Annotated in this window: 15 protein-coding genes; 11 read left to right on the top strand and 4 right to left on the bottom strand. The window is 66.1% G+C overall.

Annotated elements, in window-relative coordinates; all coding sequences use genetic code 11:
- Nucleotides 1–14 precede the first annotated feature (14 nt).
- From AC1DOX_RS20185 to AC1DOX_RS20160, 6 genes are all read left to right on the top strand, one after another.
- A complete protein-coding gene (locus tag AC1DOX_RS20185) occupies nucleotides 15–899 on the top strand; it encodes a beta-keto acid cleavage family enzyme (protein WP_441620107.1) in 885 nt (294 codons plus the stop codon).
- Nucleotides 900–931: 32 nt separating this feature from the next.
- Nucleotides 932–1909, top strand: a complete 978-nt coding sequence (locus AC1DOX_RS20180) for a quinone oxidoreductase family protein (protein WP_092139733.1) — start codon at nucleotides 932–934, stop codon at nucleotides 1907–1909.
- Nucleotides 1906–2247, top strand: a complete 342-nt coding sequence (locus tag AC1DOX_RS20175; protein ID WP_441620104.1) for a cupin domain-containing protein — start codon at nucleotides 1906–1908, stop codon at nucleotides 2245–2247. The genes AC1DOX_RS20180 and AC1DOX_RS20175 overlap by 4 nt, the downstream gene beginning before the upstream one ends.
- Nucleotides 2248–2382: 135 nt before the next feature.
- Nucleotides 2383–3465: a porin gene (locus AC1DOX_RS20170; RefSeq protein WP_441620102.1), complete on the top strand. Its 1083-nt coding sequence runs from the start codon at nucleotides 2383–2385 to the stop codon at nucleotides 3463–3465.
- Between the two features lie 35 nt (nucleotides 3466–3500).
- Nucleotides 3501–4502, top strand: a complete 1002-nt coding sequence (locus AC1DOX_RS20165) for a tripartite tricarboxylate transporter substrate binding protein (RefSeq protein ID WP_441620100.1) — start codon at nucleotides 3501–3503, stop codon at nucleotides 4500–4502.
- 90 nt (nucleotides 4503–4592) lie between these two features.
- Complete coding sequence (locus tag AC1DOX_RS20160; protein ID WP_441620098.1) at nucleotides 4593–5624, top strand: LacI family DNA-binding transcriptional regulator; 1032 nt, start codon at nucleotides 4593–4595, stop codon at nucleotides 5622–5624.
- 93 nt (nucleotides 5625–5717) lie between these two features.
- Here AC1DOX_RS20160 and AC1DOX_RS20155 read toward each other — a convergent pair whose 3' ends face one another.
- From AC1DOX_RS20155 to AC1DOX_RS20145, 3 genes are read right to left on the bottom strand one after another with little or no spacing between them, the layout of a single operon-like run.
- On the bottom strand, nucleotides 5718–6416 hold the full coding sequence (locus tag AC1DOX_RS20155; protein WP_092139723.1) for an RraA family protein: 699 nt from the start codon (nucleotides 6414–6416) through the stop codon (nucleotides 5718–5720).
- An 11-nt stretch (nucleotides 6417–6427) separates the two neighbouring features.
- Nucleotides 6428–7420, bottom strand: a complete 993-nt coding sequence (locus AC1DOX_RS20150) for a Bug family tripartite tricarboxylate transporter substrate binding protein (RefSeq protein ID WP_441620096.1) — start codon at nucleotides 7418–7420, stop codon at nucleotides 6428–6430.
- Nucleotides 7421–7459: 39 nt separating this feature from the next.
- Nucleotides 7460–8665 carry a pyridoxal phosphate-dependent aminotransferase gene (locus AC1DOX_RS20145; protein WP_441620095.1) on the bottom strand — a complete coding sequence of 402 codons (1206 nt, stop codon included), beginning with the start codon at nucleotides 8663–8665 and terminating at the stop codon, nucleotides 7460–7462.
- Nucleotides 8666–8822: 157 nt separating this feature from the next.
- Between AC1DOX_RS20145 and AC1DOX_RS20140 the strand changes: the two genes are divergently transcribed.
- From AC1DOX_RS20140 to AC1DOX_RS20125, 4 genes are all read left to right on the top strand, one after another.
- The gene (locus AC1DOX_RS20140) at nucleotides 8823–9743 is read left to right on the top strand and encodes a LysR family transcriptional regulator (protein ID WP_441620094.1); all 921 of its coding nucleotides are present in this window, start codon (nucleotides 8823–8825) and stop codon (nucleotides 9741–9743) included.
- Between the two features lie 188 nt (nucleotides 9744–9931).
- A complete protein-coding gene (locus tag AC1DOX_RS20135) occupies nucleotides 9932–11710 on the top strand; it encodes a ribonucleoside triphosphate reductase (protein ID WP_441620092.1) in 1779 nt (592 codons plus the stop codon).
- A gap of 32 nt (nucleotides 11711–11742) precedes the next feature.
- Nucleotides 11743–11898, top strand: a complete 156-nt coding sequence (nrdD, locus tag AC1DOX_RS20130; RefSeq protein WP_255371384.1) for an anaerobic ribonucleoside-triphosphate reductase — start codon at nucleotides 11743–11745, stop codon at nucleotides 11896–11898.
- A complete protein-coding gene (locus AC1DOX_RS20125; RefSeq protein WP_441620090.1) occupies nucleotides 11861–12622 on the top strand; it encodes an anaerobic ribonucleoside-triphosphate reductase activating protein in 762 nt (253 codons plus the stop codon). The genes nrdD and AC1DOX_RS20125 overlap by 38 nt, the downstream gene beginning before the upstream one ends.
- 21 nt (nucleotides 12623–12643) lie before the next feature.
- Here AC1DOX_RS20125 and AC1DOX_RS20120 read toward each other — a convergent pair whose 3' ends face one another.
- Nucleotides 12644–13519, bottom strand: a complete 876-nt coding sequence (locus tag AC1DOX_RS20120) for a LysR family transcriptional regulator (RefSeq protein ID WP_441620088.1) — start codon at nucleotides 13517–13519, stop codon at nucleotides 12644–12646.
- Between the two features lie 138 nt (nucleotides 13520–13657).
- Here AC1DOX_RS20120 and argH point away from each other — a divergent pair, with 138 nt between their 5' ends.
- Nucleotides 13658–15166, top strand: coding sequence for an argininosuccinate lyase (argH, locus tag AC1DOX_RS20115; protein WP_441620086.1), 1509 nt, complete (start codon nucleotides 13658–13660; stop codon nucleotides 15164–15166).
- The last annotated feature ends 2 nt before the right edge of the window (nucleotides 15167–15168 follow it).

Raw genomic sequence — 15168 nt, 5'->3', positions numbered from 1 at the left:
TCTTCAGACGCTCCATGCACACACGCAAGACCATCATTACCTGCGCGGTGACCGGCAATATCGTCACGCCCGCGCAGCATCCCGGCCTGCCGGTTACGCCGGCGCAGATTGCCGACGCAGCGCTCGAAGCCGCCGAGGCCGGTGCCGCCGCCGCGCATATTCACGTGCGCGACCCGGAAACGGGCCGTCCGTCGATGAAGCTCGAGTACTACGCCGACGTCATCGACCGCATCCGCGCGCGCAACCGCTCGCTGATCATCAACCTCACGACGGGGCCCGGCGGGCGCTTCGTGCCGGACGAGAACGACCCGCGCGTGGCCGCACCCGGAACCACGCTGCTGCATCCGGCAAGGCGGGTCGAGCACATCGCGGCGCTGCGTCCGGACGTGTGCTCGCTGGACCTGAACACGATGAACTCCGGCGGCGACGTGGTCATCAATACGCCAGCCAATGTGCGCAAGATGGCCCAGGTCATTCGCGCCGCGGGCGTCATGCCGGAACTCGAGATCTTCGACTCCGGCGATCTGAACATGGCGCTTGATTTCATGCGCGACGGCGTGCTGGAAGGCCCGGGGCTATGGACCTTCGTGCTTGGCGTGAAGTACGGCTTCGCCCCGACGCCGGAAACCCTCTTCTATGCCCGCAACATGCTGCCGCCCGGCGCGCAGTGGTCCGCGTTTGGTATCGGCCGCGCGGAGTTCCCGATCGTCGCGCAGGCGTGGCTGGCCGGCGGCCACATACGCGTCGGGCTGGAGGACAACATCTATCTCGAAAAAGGCGTGCTGGCGCCCAGCAATGCCGCGCTGGTGGCCAAGGCGCGCGACATCGTCAAGTCTCTGGGTGGCGACATCGCGTCGCCGGCCGAGGCTCGCCAGGCGCTTGGGCTGCGTGAAGCCTGACATCCGATCCCCTACGACAACCAGGAACCCGAATGAACACGATTCAAGTCAACCAGAAGGCGCCGAGCATCGACGCCCTCGAACTCCCGCTGGTGGGCGTGCCGCGCCCCGAGGCTGCCGATGGCGAGTGTGTGATCGAAGTGGCGTGCGCAGGGGTGAATCCCAGCGACGTGAAGGCGACGCTCGGCATGATGCCGCACGCCGTGTGGCCGCGCACGCCGGGCCGCGACTATGCCGGCATTGTCATCGACGGCCCCAGCCAGATGATCGGCCTGCAGGTCTGGGGCAGCGGCGGCGAGCTGGGCATTCGACGTGACGGTACGCACGGCAAATACCTGCACATCGATGCACGGGCGGTGCGCGCCAAGCCGGCGACGCTGTCTTTGCCGGAGGCCGGCGCGGTCGGCGTGCCGTTCATCACGGCCTATGAGGGCTTGCGCCGTGCCGGCATGCCCAAGGCAGGCGATACGGTACTGGTGGGCGGCGGCAACGGCAAGGTAGGGCAGGCGACCATCCAGATCGCCACGGCATTGGGTGCGCGCGTATTCGCGGTGGAGCGAGGCGCGGAACCATACCGGGGCCACGCCACCGGCGCCGTGCGCATGATCGACGCGAGCCGCGAATCCATCGCGGAAGTCGTCCGGGGCGAAACCGGCGGCCATGGCGCGGATATCGTCTACAACACGGTGGGCAGTCCCTACTTCGAGCAGGCCAATCTCGCCATGGCCATTGGCGCGACGCAGATCTTCATCTCGACGATCGAGAAGCCCGTTCCGTTCGACATCTTCGCGTTCTACCGCGGCCAGCACACCTACGTCGGCGTGGATACGCTCGCGATGGACAGCAGCGCCTGTGCCGCCATCCTCGACCAGCTGGCGCCGATGTTTGCCTCGGGGGCGCTGAAGCCGTTCCCCGTGCTGGCCGACTACACCTACGGGCTGGCCGATGCGAAGGCCGCGTATCGCGCGGTACTGCAGGGCGCGACCGAACGCGTGGTGCTCAAGCCATGAACACGACGCGATTCTCGCTGGCCCCCGCGTACTTCCCGGCCAACCACGAAGGCATGCACTGCCTGCGCTTGCAGGGGCACGAAGCCGGCCCGTCCGAGGCGCTGTGGATGGGCGTATCGGTCATCCTGCCTGGTGGCCACACCTCGATGGATGCATCGCCCGTGGAAAAGCACTACGTCGTCCTGGAAGGGGAGGTCTGCATCCATACCCCGGAGGAAAGCGTGACGCTGGGGCAGTTCGATTCGGTGCGGCTGGCGCCCGGTGAGGCCCGGCAAATCCACAATCCCCATAACCGGCCAGCCATGCTGCTGCTGGCGATGCCTTATCCGAAAACGTAGCCCCTTTTTTTGCCTGATGCTGCAAACGTTTGCTTCACGAGCCCGCAGGCGATGCGGCACAGGCCCCGACAGCGATATCCCCACAACAAACAAGAGGAGACAACCTTGATAAGCACCCCCTTCAGGCGATGCCACATGCTGCCGCTGGCCGTCGCGGCAGCGGGCTTCGCCGCCGATGCCGCCGCGGAAACGTCGGTGACGATATTCGGCCGCCTGAATACGGCGATCGAGTACTCGCGCGCCAGTACTGCCACGGACGGGACGCAACTTGGCGGTACCGGCCGGCTGACCAACAACCGTTCGGTCTTCGGCCTGCGCGGCGAGGAAGACCTCGGCGGATCGCTGAAGGCGGTCTGGCAGATCGAGAGCAACCTTTCGCTGGACACCGGCCAGGGGCAGATCGCGGGGCGCAATTCGCGCATCGGCCTGCAGGGCCAGTACGGTCTGCTGTTCATGGGGCACTGGCAGACGCCCTATACCGAATCAACGGCGGGCTACGACCCGTATTACCCCACCACGGCTGGCTACATGGCGTTGATCGGGAATGGCTCGACGTCGAGTTCGGACAATGTGCAGGACACCAGCTCGTTCGACCGGCGCCAGAAAAACATCCTGCAGTACCGCTCGCCGCAGTTCGGCGGCTTCAGCGTGTCGCTGGGCTGGGGCCTGCCGGAGGAGAAGACGACCGTGCCGCGCAATCCGGCGCTGTACTCGGCTGCCGCGAGCTATGACAACGGGCCGCTCAATGCCACGGTGGCGTACGAAATGCATCAGCACTACCAGGCGGCCGGCCGCAATGACGACGCGCTGAAGTTCGGCGTGGCCTACCAGCTGTTCGCCGGCACGCGCATCGCGGCGGTCTACGAGCACCTGCATTACCGCACCGATAGCGGCGACCTGCAGCGCAACGCGTACTACACGTCGCTGGTGCAGAAGCTGGGCCCGGGCAGCGTGCGGGTCGGCGTGGCGTTCGCCGCCAATGGCACAGGGTCTTCCACGGACACCATCGGATTCTTCCGCAGCGGGTCCGAGACCGGTGCCATGCAGTTCACGGTCGGCTACGACTACCCGCTGTCAAAGCGCACCGCACTGTTCGCGTACTACAGCCGCATCAATAACAAGAAGAACGCGATCTACGACTTCGCCATCAACGAACTCGGCGTCAGTGCTGGCGCCGATCCGCAAACGTTCGCCCTGGGCATGCGTCATTTCTTCTGACGCCATCCCCGATATCGCATTGCGAGGAGACAACGATGATCCGATTTCTATCACGCAAGACATTGGTGCTTCGCGCCGCGCTGACCCTGTCGGCGTCCGGCGCGCTTGCCGCCGGGGGCGTCGCGGCGGCGCAGCCCCAGTACCCGACCAAGCCGATTCGGCTGGTCGTGCCATTCTCCGCAGGGAGTGCCACCGATATCCTGGCGCGCATCATCGGCAGCAAGATGGGCGAGGGCGGTACCTATCAGGTGATCGTGGACAACCGGCCCGGCGCGGGCGGCACGCTGGGCGCCACCGGCGTGGCCAAGTCCGCCCCGGACGGCTACACGCTGATCCTGGTCTCTGTCGGCCATGCCATCAACGCCACCCTGTATCCGAAGCTCGGCTATGACACGCTCAAGGACTTCACCCCGGTGTCGATGGTGGCCACGGTTCCCAATGTGCTCGTGGTCAATGCCGGCAGCCAGTACAAGTCCGTGCGCGACATCGTGGCCGCGGCGAAGGCGAAGCCGGGCAGCATGAATTTCGATTCGGCCGGCTCCGGCAGTTCCACCCACCTGAGCGGCGAGATGTTCAAGATGCAGGCTGGCATCGATATCGTCCATATCCCCTACAAAGGGACGGGCGAGGCGCTGACCGACGTGATGGCGGGGCGCGGCGACATGATGTTTGCGCCGACCGTATCGGCCATGCCGTTTGTCCGGCAGGGCAAGTTGCGTGCGTTGGCCGTGACCACGGCCAAACGGGCCGGCGCGCTGCCCGATATCCCGACGGTGGCGGAATCCGGCCTGCCTGGCTATGCCTTCGACTCCTGGTTTGGCGTGCTCGCGCCGGCAGGCACGCCGAAGGAAATCGTCAATGCGCTGAACGCCGAGATCGGCAAGGCGCTGGCGGCGCCGGACGTGCGCGAGCGCCTGGCCGCGCAGGGGGCGGAGGCACACGGCATGACGCCGCAGGAGTTTGCCGCCTACATCCAAGCGGAAATCGGCAAGCTGGCGCCGGTGGTGCGGCAGTCCGGGGTGCAGGGCGGGCAATAGCGCGGCAATAGAGGCAATAGCGGTGTGGCGGGGCCGGGGGGAAGCTAGAATGGCGCATCGCCAACCCGCCCCCCCATCCCGGCCGCCGCCATGCCCGAGCGCAAACGCCTCACCCTCAAAGATCTGGCCGCAGAGATCGATGTGCATTACTCGACCGTGTCGCGGGTGATGAATCCCGCGACGCGGCACCTGGTGGCCGACGAAGTGGCCGCCCGTATCCTGGAAGTGGCGGAGGCGCGTGGATTCCGGCCCAACCGGATCGCCGCCGGGTTGCGCACGCAGCGTTCGGGGCTGGTCGGCGTGGTGCTCCCGGACATCGCCAACCCGGTATTCCCACCGATTCTTGCCGGTATCGAGTCGGTGCTGGCCAGCCACGGCTATGTGCCGATCGTCGTCAACGCGGGCTCGGACAAGACGCGCCAGCGTTTCGTGATCGACCAGATGGTTGGCCGGCAAGTGGAAGGGCTCGTGCTGGCCACGGCGGAGCGTGACGACCCGATCCTCGACTATTGCCTCAAGCTGAATATCCCCGTGGTCATGGTCAACCGGGGCGAACACACCGGCCGTGCCTCATGCGTGGTCAGTGACAGTTTGCTGGCCATGAACCTGACCGTGGACCATCTCGTCTCGCTGGGACATCGCCGCATTGGCCATATCGCGGGCCCGGAGACCTTGTCCACCGGGCACCTGCGGCGCGAGGGCTTCCTGCAGGCGGTCAAACGCAAACGGCTGCGTCGCGACGAGTATGCGGTGGTGGAGGCCAGAAGCTATTCGCGCGAAGCCGGGCGCGACGCGTGCGCGGCATTGTTCGACGCGCTTCCGGGCCTCACGGCGATTGCGGCCGGCAATGACCTGGTGGCGATGGGCTGCTATGACCATCTGCGGGCGCACGGCATTCGCTGCCCCGACGATGTCTCCATCATCGGCCACAACGATATGCCGTTTGTCGATGCGCTGACGCCGCCGCTGACGACGATCCGCATTGCCGTCCACGAGATGGGTGAGCAGGCGGCAAAGCTGCTGCTCCGGAATATCGACAAACCGGAGAGTCCTTCGGTCACCGTAGCGTTGACGCCGGAACTGATCATTCGCGGATCGACGTCCGCGCCTTCGCGGGCATAGGCAGATTGGCATCGAGCCTCCCCGCTTCGGCCTGACGCGCAGCATCCGGCAGCCGAAGTCTTCCATTTCCCACAGGCTGCCGGAACGCCGGTATCAGAGCGTTTCGCCCACCTCCAGCACGCCCGCTGCCCGGAGCGACGCATCCAGCCATGCAGGCCGCAGCGCCTTGCCGGAGCGGATGCCATCGATACGCGCGCGCTCCGCCTCGACTTTCTCTGCGGCCAGGGCGAGCAGCGCGGGCACCTTGTCGCGCTCGATCACGACCACACCGTCCGAGTCGCCGATCACGAGGTCACCCGGGTTGACGGTCACGCCTCCGCACTGGATCGGATGATTGACGCGCCCGGGGACCAGCTTGGTCGGCCCGTTCGGGTTCGTTCCCACCGAGTACATCGGAAAGCCAAGCTCGCGGATTTCGTCGGCGTCACGGGACGCGGCGTCCAGTACGACGGCCTGCACGCCGATAGCCTTGCACTGGTTGACCATGATGGCGCCCATCAGCGCGCAGGACTGGTCGCCCTTGCCGTCGACGACGATCACGTCGCCGGGACGGGCAATCGCCATGGCCGCATGGATCATCAGGTTGTCACCGGGCCGGACCTCGACCGTGATGGCGGGGCCACAGAAGCGGCTGCGTGCGTCCAGTGGCGTGATGCGGCCATGCATGCCGCCCCGGCGGCCGGCCACGTCGGCAAGGATGGAGGAGGCGAACCGGGCGGCCTGTGCCACCAGGTCCGGGGAGACCCGCTCGATGTCGCGGGCAATTTCGTTCTGCCGGGCGTTGGCGTCCATGTCTGTTTCTCTCAGTTCAGCGTGACATTGGCTTCTTTGATGACGCCGGACCATTTGCGCTTGTCGGAAACCAGGAACTCCCGGAAATTCTCCGAGGTGCTGGCGACGACTTCCATGCCGTCCTGGCTCAGGCGCTGCGCGATGTCGGGCTGCCGCAGGACTTGCTGGACTTCGCGTTGCAGTCGGGCGATCACACTGGGCGGCGTTCCCTTGGCTGCGCAGAGGCCGGTCCATGCCACCGGGTCGAACCCGGGCACGCCTGCCTCGGCGAACGTCGGCACGTCCGGCAGCGATTTCAGGCGCTGCAATGCCGCCACCCCGAGGACGCGCAGCTTGCCGGACTTCGCGTAGGGCAGGGAACTGATCGGCTGGTCGAAGATCAGGGAGACCTGACCGCCCAGGAGGTCCGTCATGGCTTGCCCGGTGCCCTTGTAGGGGACGTGCATGATGTCGATGCCGGCACGCAGCTTGAGCATTTCGCCGGCCAGGTGGCCTGCCGTGCCGTTTCCGGACGAGGCGAAGTTGAGCTTGCCCGGGTTCGCCTTGGCGTAGGCGATCAGCTCCTTGACGTTGTGGATCGGCAAGCCGGCATTGATCAGGGCGATGTACGGCGTGTTGGCGATCAGGGACACCGGGATGATGTCCGTCTGCGGGTCATAGGGCATCTTCTGCAGGAACGGCTGGATCGACAGCATCCCCGTGGTACAGATCATCAGCGTATGGCCATCCGCCGGCGCCTTCAGCATGGTGTCGGCAGCGATGTTTCCACCCGCGCCCGGCCGGTTGTCGACCAGGACCTGCTTGCCCAATGAATCGGCCAGCTTCGGCGCGATCAGGCGCGCCACGATATCGTTCGAGCCGCCCGGGGAGAAGCCCACGAGGATGCGCACCGGCTTCGAGGGATAGGGCTCCTCGGCGTGCGCGGCCGTGGCCAGCAGCGGCAACGCGGCCGCGACGATACGCATGGCGCGTGGAGAACAGAGGCGTTTCAGGAAAGTCTTCATGGTGTCAGCAGGTGGGGGCGATCAATACGACGTGGAAACTTAGCGAATCAGTGCGGTGGCAGCCGCTGCGATCCGGCGAATGCCTTCGGCAAGTTGCGTCATGCTGGTGGCGAACGAGATCCGGAAATGCGTGTCGACGCCGTAGGCGGAGCCCTGCAGCACGGCGAGGTTCTGGGATTCGAGCAGCCAGGACACCCAGTCGTCGCTGTTGCGGATGACCTTGCCGTCAGGCGTATGCCGGCCGAACAGGCCCTCGCACGAGGCAAAGACGTAGAAGGCGCCGTCGGGGGCTTCACACGAAATGCCGTCAATCTCGTTCAGCGCCGTGACCACGGCATCGCGGCGCGCCTGGTAGGCGGCGCGGTTGGCGGCGATGAAGTCCTGGGGGCCTTCCAGCGCCGCGAGCGCCGCGGCTTGCGCAATCGCATTGGCGCCCGATGTGCTCTGCGACTGCAACTTGACCATGGCCTTGATCAGGGCCGCGGGGCCGCCCGCATAGCCAATCCGCCAGCCCGTCATGGCGTAGGCCTTGGAGACGCCGTTGATGGTCAGCGTGCGATCCTTCAGCGAGGGCGCTGCCTGCGCCAGCGTGACAAAGCCGGCATCGCCGTACATGAGGTGCTCGTAGATGTCATCCGTCATGATCCACACATGCGGATGCCGCGCCAGGACTTCCGCCAGCGCGGTCAGTTCCTCGCGGGTGTAGGCGGCACCGCTCGGGTTGTTGGGGGAATTCAGGACCAGCCAGCGCGTCCGCGGCGAAATGGCGCGTTCAAGATCTTCCGGCGTCAGCTTGAAACCGTTCTCCGGCTTGCAAGGCGCGAAAACGGGTACGCCACCGGCGAGCAAGGTGATATCGGGATACGACACCCAGTACGGCGCGGGAATGATGACTTCGTCGCCTTGCTGCACGGTGCAGAGGACGGCGTTGAAGATGACCTGCTTGGCGCCCGTGCTGACGATGATCTCGCTGGCGGTGTAGTCGAGGCCGTTTTCGCGGCGGAACTTGCGGGCCACGGCCTCGCGCAGGTCGGCGGTGCCACCGACGTCGGTGTAGCGCGTCTTGCCGGCCGTCATCGCCTCCCAGGCCGCTTCGCGGATATGGAGCGGCGTGTCGAAGTCGGGTTCTCCGGCGGTCAGGCCGATGACATCGCGCCCGGCGGCGCGAAGCTCGCGCACGCGCTGCCCCGCCATGGAGCTGGGGGAGGGCTTGATGCGATGAAGGCGATCAGTGAGTTGCAGCATGAGTGTCTCGGAAGGGGCGAAGGCGTGAGGAAAGTATCCGCGATCGGTTTGCCGCGCCCAAACGAGAAATCGGATTGCGGACGTATTCCATTTTTTCCTGATGAGCCGCCAGGCGGTGCGAGAATATGGAAGACGAAACCGACCCGCAACCGCCCCCATGCATGTGACGTTCAAGCAGCTCGAAGCTTTCTATTTCAGCGTGACTTGCGCCTCGTTCAGCGCCGCAGCCACCAAGCTCCACGCCACGCAATCGGCCATGTCCAAACGGATTGGCGAGCTCGAACAGGAGCTGGGTGTCCAGCTAGTGCATCGCATGCCCAAGGGGCTGGTTCCCACGCATGCCGGCAACCGCTTGCTGGGCCTCGCGGAAGAAGCCATGCGTCTGCGCGAGCGCATCGCGGCCGAGGTCGGCCAGGCGGACGAGATCAAGGGCACGTATCGAATCGGCGTGACCGAGTTGATCGCATTGACCTGGCTCACCGAGTTGCTACGGGAGCTGAAACTGCGCCATCCGGCCATACAGCTGGAGCCCGTGGTCGACGCCGGGATGAACCTATTCGAAGACCTGGAGGCCAACAAGATCGATATGGCGATCCTGCCCGGAACGTTCTGGGGGGAGGCCTACAAGTCCGTCGAGGTGGGCCGGGTGGAGGACCTCTGGATGGCAAGCCCCCGCCTGTCGCTGCCTGACCGGCCGCTGAAGCCGGAGGAATTTGCAGAGTATCCGGTGCTGGAGCAATCGGCCGGCTCGGCCAAGAACGCCTACTACGGCGCGTGGCGTCGCGAGCATGGATTCCGCTTCAAGAAGGCATTCTCGACCAACAGCCTGATGGTGTTGCGGGCGCTGACGATCGAGGGGCTTGGCATCAGCCAGCTGGCGCTCGACTACTTCGCCGCCGATATCGAGAAGGGGCTCCTGCGCGTGGTGGAAAGCGATCCCATGCCGCCGCCACTGGTCTACTCCGCGGTGTTCCGTCATGACGAATTCAGTCGGGCTCTCGAAGCGATCGCGCAGGCCAGCCAGGATGTCTGTGACTTTCGCCGAGGGCCGCATGACGTCGCGGCCGGCAGCGTCTAGCCACAGGAACCACGGGCCACCCCGAATGCCGACATGGATTTGTCCGCACGCAAATCCAGCCATCGCACAAAGCCGCTTCCCACCGCCGCTTGACGGCCATCAAACGGCAGGCAGACTTCCGCTCATCCACCCCAACAACCACTATATGTAGTGATAATCTTCGCGGCACACACTACATAAGGGTAACCATGAGCGATCATCAGCAAGCCGGCAGGGTGCCGGCGCCGGCCGCGGGCGAGCAGGTGGACGTGGGCAGCGCCATGGAGGAATACCTGGCCCAGCGCGACTGGCGCGTGCGCGCCAATGCCAACCAGGGCTACAGCCTGGGCGGGCTGATCCTGAACGTCGCGGGCAAGGTCACCGCCAACTACTGGCTGTCGCACATCTTCAGCCCGGAGGCGGCCCACGCGCACCGCGAGGGCGACCTGCATATCCACGACCTCGACATGCTCTCCGGCTACTGCGCCGGCTGGTCGCTGCGCCAGTTGCTGTCCGAGGGATTCAACGGCGTGCCCGGCAAGGTGGAGGCCAACCCGCCGAAGCACATGTCGGCGGCGATCGGGCAGATCGTCAATTTCCTGGGCACGCTGCAGAACGAGTGGGCGGGCGCGCAGGCCTTTTCCAGCTTCGATACCTACATGGCGCCGTTCGTGCGCCGCGATGGCATGGATTACCGCGAGGTGCGGCAGGCCATGCAGGAACTGGTCTTCAACCTGAACGTGCCCAGCCGCTGGGGCACGCAGACACCCTTCACCAACCTGACGTTCGACTGGACCTGCCCGCAGGACTTGGCTGGCCAGGTGCCGTACATCGCCGGCGAGGAAATGCCGTTCTGCTACGGCGACCTGCAGCCGGAGATGGACATGATCAACCGCGCCTACATCGAGGTCATGATGCAGGGCGATGCGCGCGGCCGCGCTTTCACGTTTCCGATCCCCACCTACAACATCACGCGGGATTTCGACTGGGAGCATCCGAACGCCGCGCAGCTGTTCGAGATGACGGCGCGCTACGGGCTGCCGTACTTCCAGAACTTCGTCAATTCGGACCTGGAGCCGCATATGGTCCGGTCGATGTGCTGCCGCCTGCAGCTCGATTTGCGCGAGCTGCTCAAGCGCGGCAACGGCCTGTTCGGCTCGGCCGAGCAGACCGGTTCGGTGGGCGTGGTCACCGTCAACTGCGCGCGGCTGGGCCACCTGCATCGCGGCGACGAAGCCGGCCTGCTGACGGCGCTGGACCGCCTGCTCGCGCTCGGCCGCGACGTGCTGGAAGACAAGCGCCGCGTGGTGCAGCACTACATCGACGAAGGGCTCTATCCCTATACGCGCCGCTACCTCGGCACGCTGCGCAACCACTTCAGCACGCTCGGCGTCAACGGCATCAACGAGATGATCCGTAACTTCTCCGACGATGCCGACGACATCACGTCGCCGCCCGGGCACGCCATGGCGATCCGGGTGCTGGATCACGTGCGCGCGCGCATCGTCGATTTCCAGGAAGGCACCGGCCATCTCTACAACCTGGAAGCCACGCCGGCCGAAGGCACCACCTACCGCTTCGCGCGCGAGGATCGCAAACGCTGGCCCGGCATCCTGCAGGCCGGCACGCCGGAGCGGCCGTACTACACCAACTCCAGCCAGCTGCCGGTCGGCTACACCGACGACCCGTTCACCGCGCTGGCGATGCAGGAGGCGCTGCAGGGCAAGTACACCGGCGGCACCGTGCTGCACCTCTACATGAACGAAGCCGTCTCCAGTGCGCAGGCTTGCAAGGAACTGGTGCGGCGCTCGCTGGCGCGCTTCCGCGTGCCGTACATCACGATCACGCCCACGTTCTCGATCTGCCCGAAGCACGGCTACCTGAGCGGGCACCACGAATTCTGTCCCAAGTGCGATGCCGAACTGCTGGCACGCAGCCACGCCGCGGCCGATGCGCCGCAAACCCACCTCGAAAAGGAGCTCACATGAACGCCGCCTTGCACCCGTCCGATACATCCGCCATGCCTGCCACGCTCAACCTCGATGCCGCGCTGCGGACCCGCTGCGAGGTCTGGACCCGCGTGATGGGCTACCACCGGCCGGTCTCATCCTTCAACACCGGCAAGCAGGGGGAATTCCATGAGCGACGCTTCTTCACCGAAGCCGCCTGCCGCTGAGATGACCGCCGCCGCCTGTGTTTTCGCGGCGCCCGCCGCGGGCAAGGCACCGCGGGGCGCCCCGGCGCTGGCGGGGCTGGTACCGTTTTCCAGCGTCGACTGGCCTGGCAAGCTGGCGGCGGTGCTGTTCCTCTCCGGTTGCCCGTGGCGTTGCGGCTATTGCCACAACGCCCACCTGCAGCGGCGCCATGCGGCATACCAGTGGCCGGCGGTGGTGGACTGGCTGAAGTCCCGCGCCGGCCTGCTGGACGGCGTGGTCTTTTCCGGCGGCGAACCGCTCGGCGAAGCACAACTGTCGGCGCTGGCCGGCACCGTCCGGGCGCTCGGCTTCAAGGTGGCCCTGCATACTGCCGGCATCTACCCCGACCGGCTCGCCGAGGTACTACCGCTCCTCGACTGGGTCGGGCTGGATATCAAGGCCGATGCGAACACGCACGACGCGCTGGTCGGCCGCCCGGGTGGTTTTCAGCGCGTCCAGGCAAGCCTGGCGCTGCTGCTCGGTGCTTCCACGCCTTTCGAATGCCGTACAACCTGGGATCCTGCGTGGCTCAGCGAGGCGCGTTTGCTGGCGCTGGCGCGCACGCTCGCGCAGCAAGGCGTGCGGCACTATGCGGTGCAGGCTTGCCGTGCCGGACCGGTGGCGATGCCCGGTGCCGACCTGAGCGCGCAGGCCCGGGACACGCTCGCGTCGTGGTTCACGACGTTCTCCTTCCGGGAGTCCTGAAGCGCCGTCGTGGTCGGCAGCTCAAGCCCGCGTGACGTGCCGCACGTCATCGAGGAAGACCTCCGCCAGCGCCGGCGTCGGATGCTGCTGGTTGTGCAGCACGAAACTCTCGAAGTGGATCGCGGGATCGAACGGGATGGCCTTCACGCCCGGTAGCTTCAGGCTGCGGACCACCACGGGATTCACCACACTGAGGCCCAGGCCCATTTCGACCATCGTGCAGATCGTCGCCGCGTAGGGCGTTTCCAGCGTCAGCACGCGCCGATCCGGTACGAAGGCCGCGTCGACGGTGGCGCGCGTGCCGTCGCCATGCGTCAGCGAGATGAACTGCTCGCCATCGAGGTCGCCGGCATTCACACGCCGCTTGCGCGCGAGCCGGTGGCTGGCCGGCACAATGCAGACGCCCGCTTCACGACGCAGCGACTCGCTGCGAATGCCCGCCGTCTCCACCACATACGACACCAGCCCGACATCGCAGAAGCGTTGTTCCGTCCATTTCGCCACGGTCGGTGAATCGCTCGTGTGCACGGCAATCGGCACATCCGGATGCCGGTCGCGAAAGCGTCGGATCGCCATCGGCATGACCGTCATCGCGATGGACGGAACGGTGCCGATTCGCAACGTTCCCACGCCCGCAGCGCGGATCGAGCGCGCCGAAGCTTGCAGGCTGTCCAGCCCCACAAACGCACGTTCGACGTCGCGGAACAGCGCTTCGGCCTCCACGGTCGGCGTCAGGCGGCCCGCGATCCGCGTGAACAGCTTGAATCCGGTTTCGCGCTCGAGTTGGGCGATGACTCGGCTGATGTTCGGCTGCGATGTGTGCAGCTGCGTGGCCGCTACGGTCATCGAGCTGGATAGCATCACCATGCGAAAGGCTTCGATCTGCTTGAAATTCATCGGTCTACGGGGGTGAATGGCGTCGGGGAAGTGTGCGGCGATGGTATATCAAATCCGCATGGCTGCTGCGGGAATACGAATTTGACGATATGACGGTGTGATTCCCATACTGGGTTCCAACACACAGGAGAACGTTGTATGGAATCGAAGGTCAGCCGCCGCCTGACGCAGACCAGCGCCCCCGAGGTCTGCGAGCACATCTACCTGCCGCGCCTCAAGCGTGAGTTCGGCAGCGGGTTCCGCTATCTCACGGACATCAACCAGGCGCACCTGCTGATGCTGCACGGCGCGCGACTGGTGCCCGACGAGGTGGCATCGACCCTGGCGCACGCGCTGCTGCAGATCGAGCGGGCGGGCGCCGACGCCGTGCCGCTCGACCCCGAACGCGAGGATGCCTATTTCAACTACGAGGCGCGCCTGATGGACGTGGCCGGCGCCGATGCGGGTGGACGCCTGCACATCGCGCGCAGCCGCAACGACATCCTGGCCACGCACGACCGCTTGTGCGCCCGTGACGCCGTGCTGGCGCTGCTGGGAGGGCTGGCCGATACGCGCGAGGTGGTGCTGCACAGGGCGTCGGAACATGCCGACGTGGTGATGCCCGGCTACACGCACCTGCAGGCCGCCCAGCCGATCACCTACGGGTACTACCTGGCTGGCGTGGCCAACGCGATCGGGCGTGACATGGCACGGCTGCAACGCGCGCTCGAAGCGCTGGACGCCTGTCCGCTCGGCGCCGGCGCGCTGGCGGGCACCGCGTTTCCGATCGATCGCGCGGCGACGGCACGCTGGCTCGGCTTCTCGACGTGGGTCGCCAATTCGCTCGATGCGGTGGCGTCGCGCGACTTCGCCTGGGAAATCCTGTCCGCCGTGGCCATCGGCACCGTGACGTGGGGCCGAGTCGCGCAGGACCTGTACGTCTGGTCGACGCCGGAGTTCGGCCTGATCGACTTCCCGGACAGCGTGGCTGGCACGTCGAGCATCATGCCGCAGAAGAAAAATCCGGTCGTGCTGGAGTACCTGAAAGGCAAGGGCGGCCACATGGTCGGCCTGCTTACCGCGTCGCTGGCGGCGCTCAAGGGCACCCATTTCAGCCACTCGGGCGACGGCAACCGCGAGACGATGCGCAGTTTCTGGGAAGCGATGGAGGAGAGCGGGCGATGCGTGGACCTGTTGCGGCTCGTACTCGCCAACGCGACGCCCCAGCGCCAGACCATGCTGGCCCGCGCGCGCCGCGACTTCTCGTCCGCCACCGATCTTGCGGACATGCTTGTGCGCGACGCCGGCATGTCGTTCCGAGAAGCGCATCACGTCGTCGGCGCGGTGGTCCGCGATGCGCTGGACAACCACGTCCCCGCCTGCGAAATCGACAGCGCCATGGTCGACAAGGCGGCGCTGCACCACACGGGGCGTGCGCTGCACCTTGCCCCTGCCGCAGTAGCCCGCTGCCTCGATCCGGAGCATGGCGTCGCCGCACGGCTGGCCGCCGGAGGACCCGCGCCGGCGCTGGTGCGGGAGCAGGTCTCGGCCCAACTCGGCGAACTCGCGAACACCCGCCACGCCATCGACACGTTGCGCAACATCATTGGCACGAATCGTGCCACGATGAAGCACGCGGTCGAACAACTCGCCAGCCTGCACGCATGACA

It is taken from the genome of Cupriavidus sp. 01L415 (assembly GCF_056400065.1).
The sequence above is the reverse complement of the archived record's forward strand: the minus strand, read 5'-3'. Positions and strand labels throughout refer to the sequence as shown.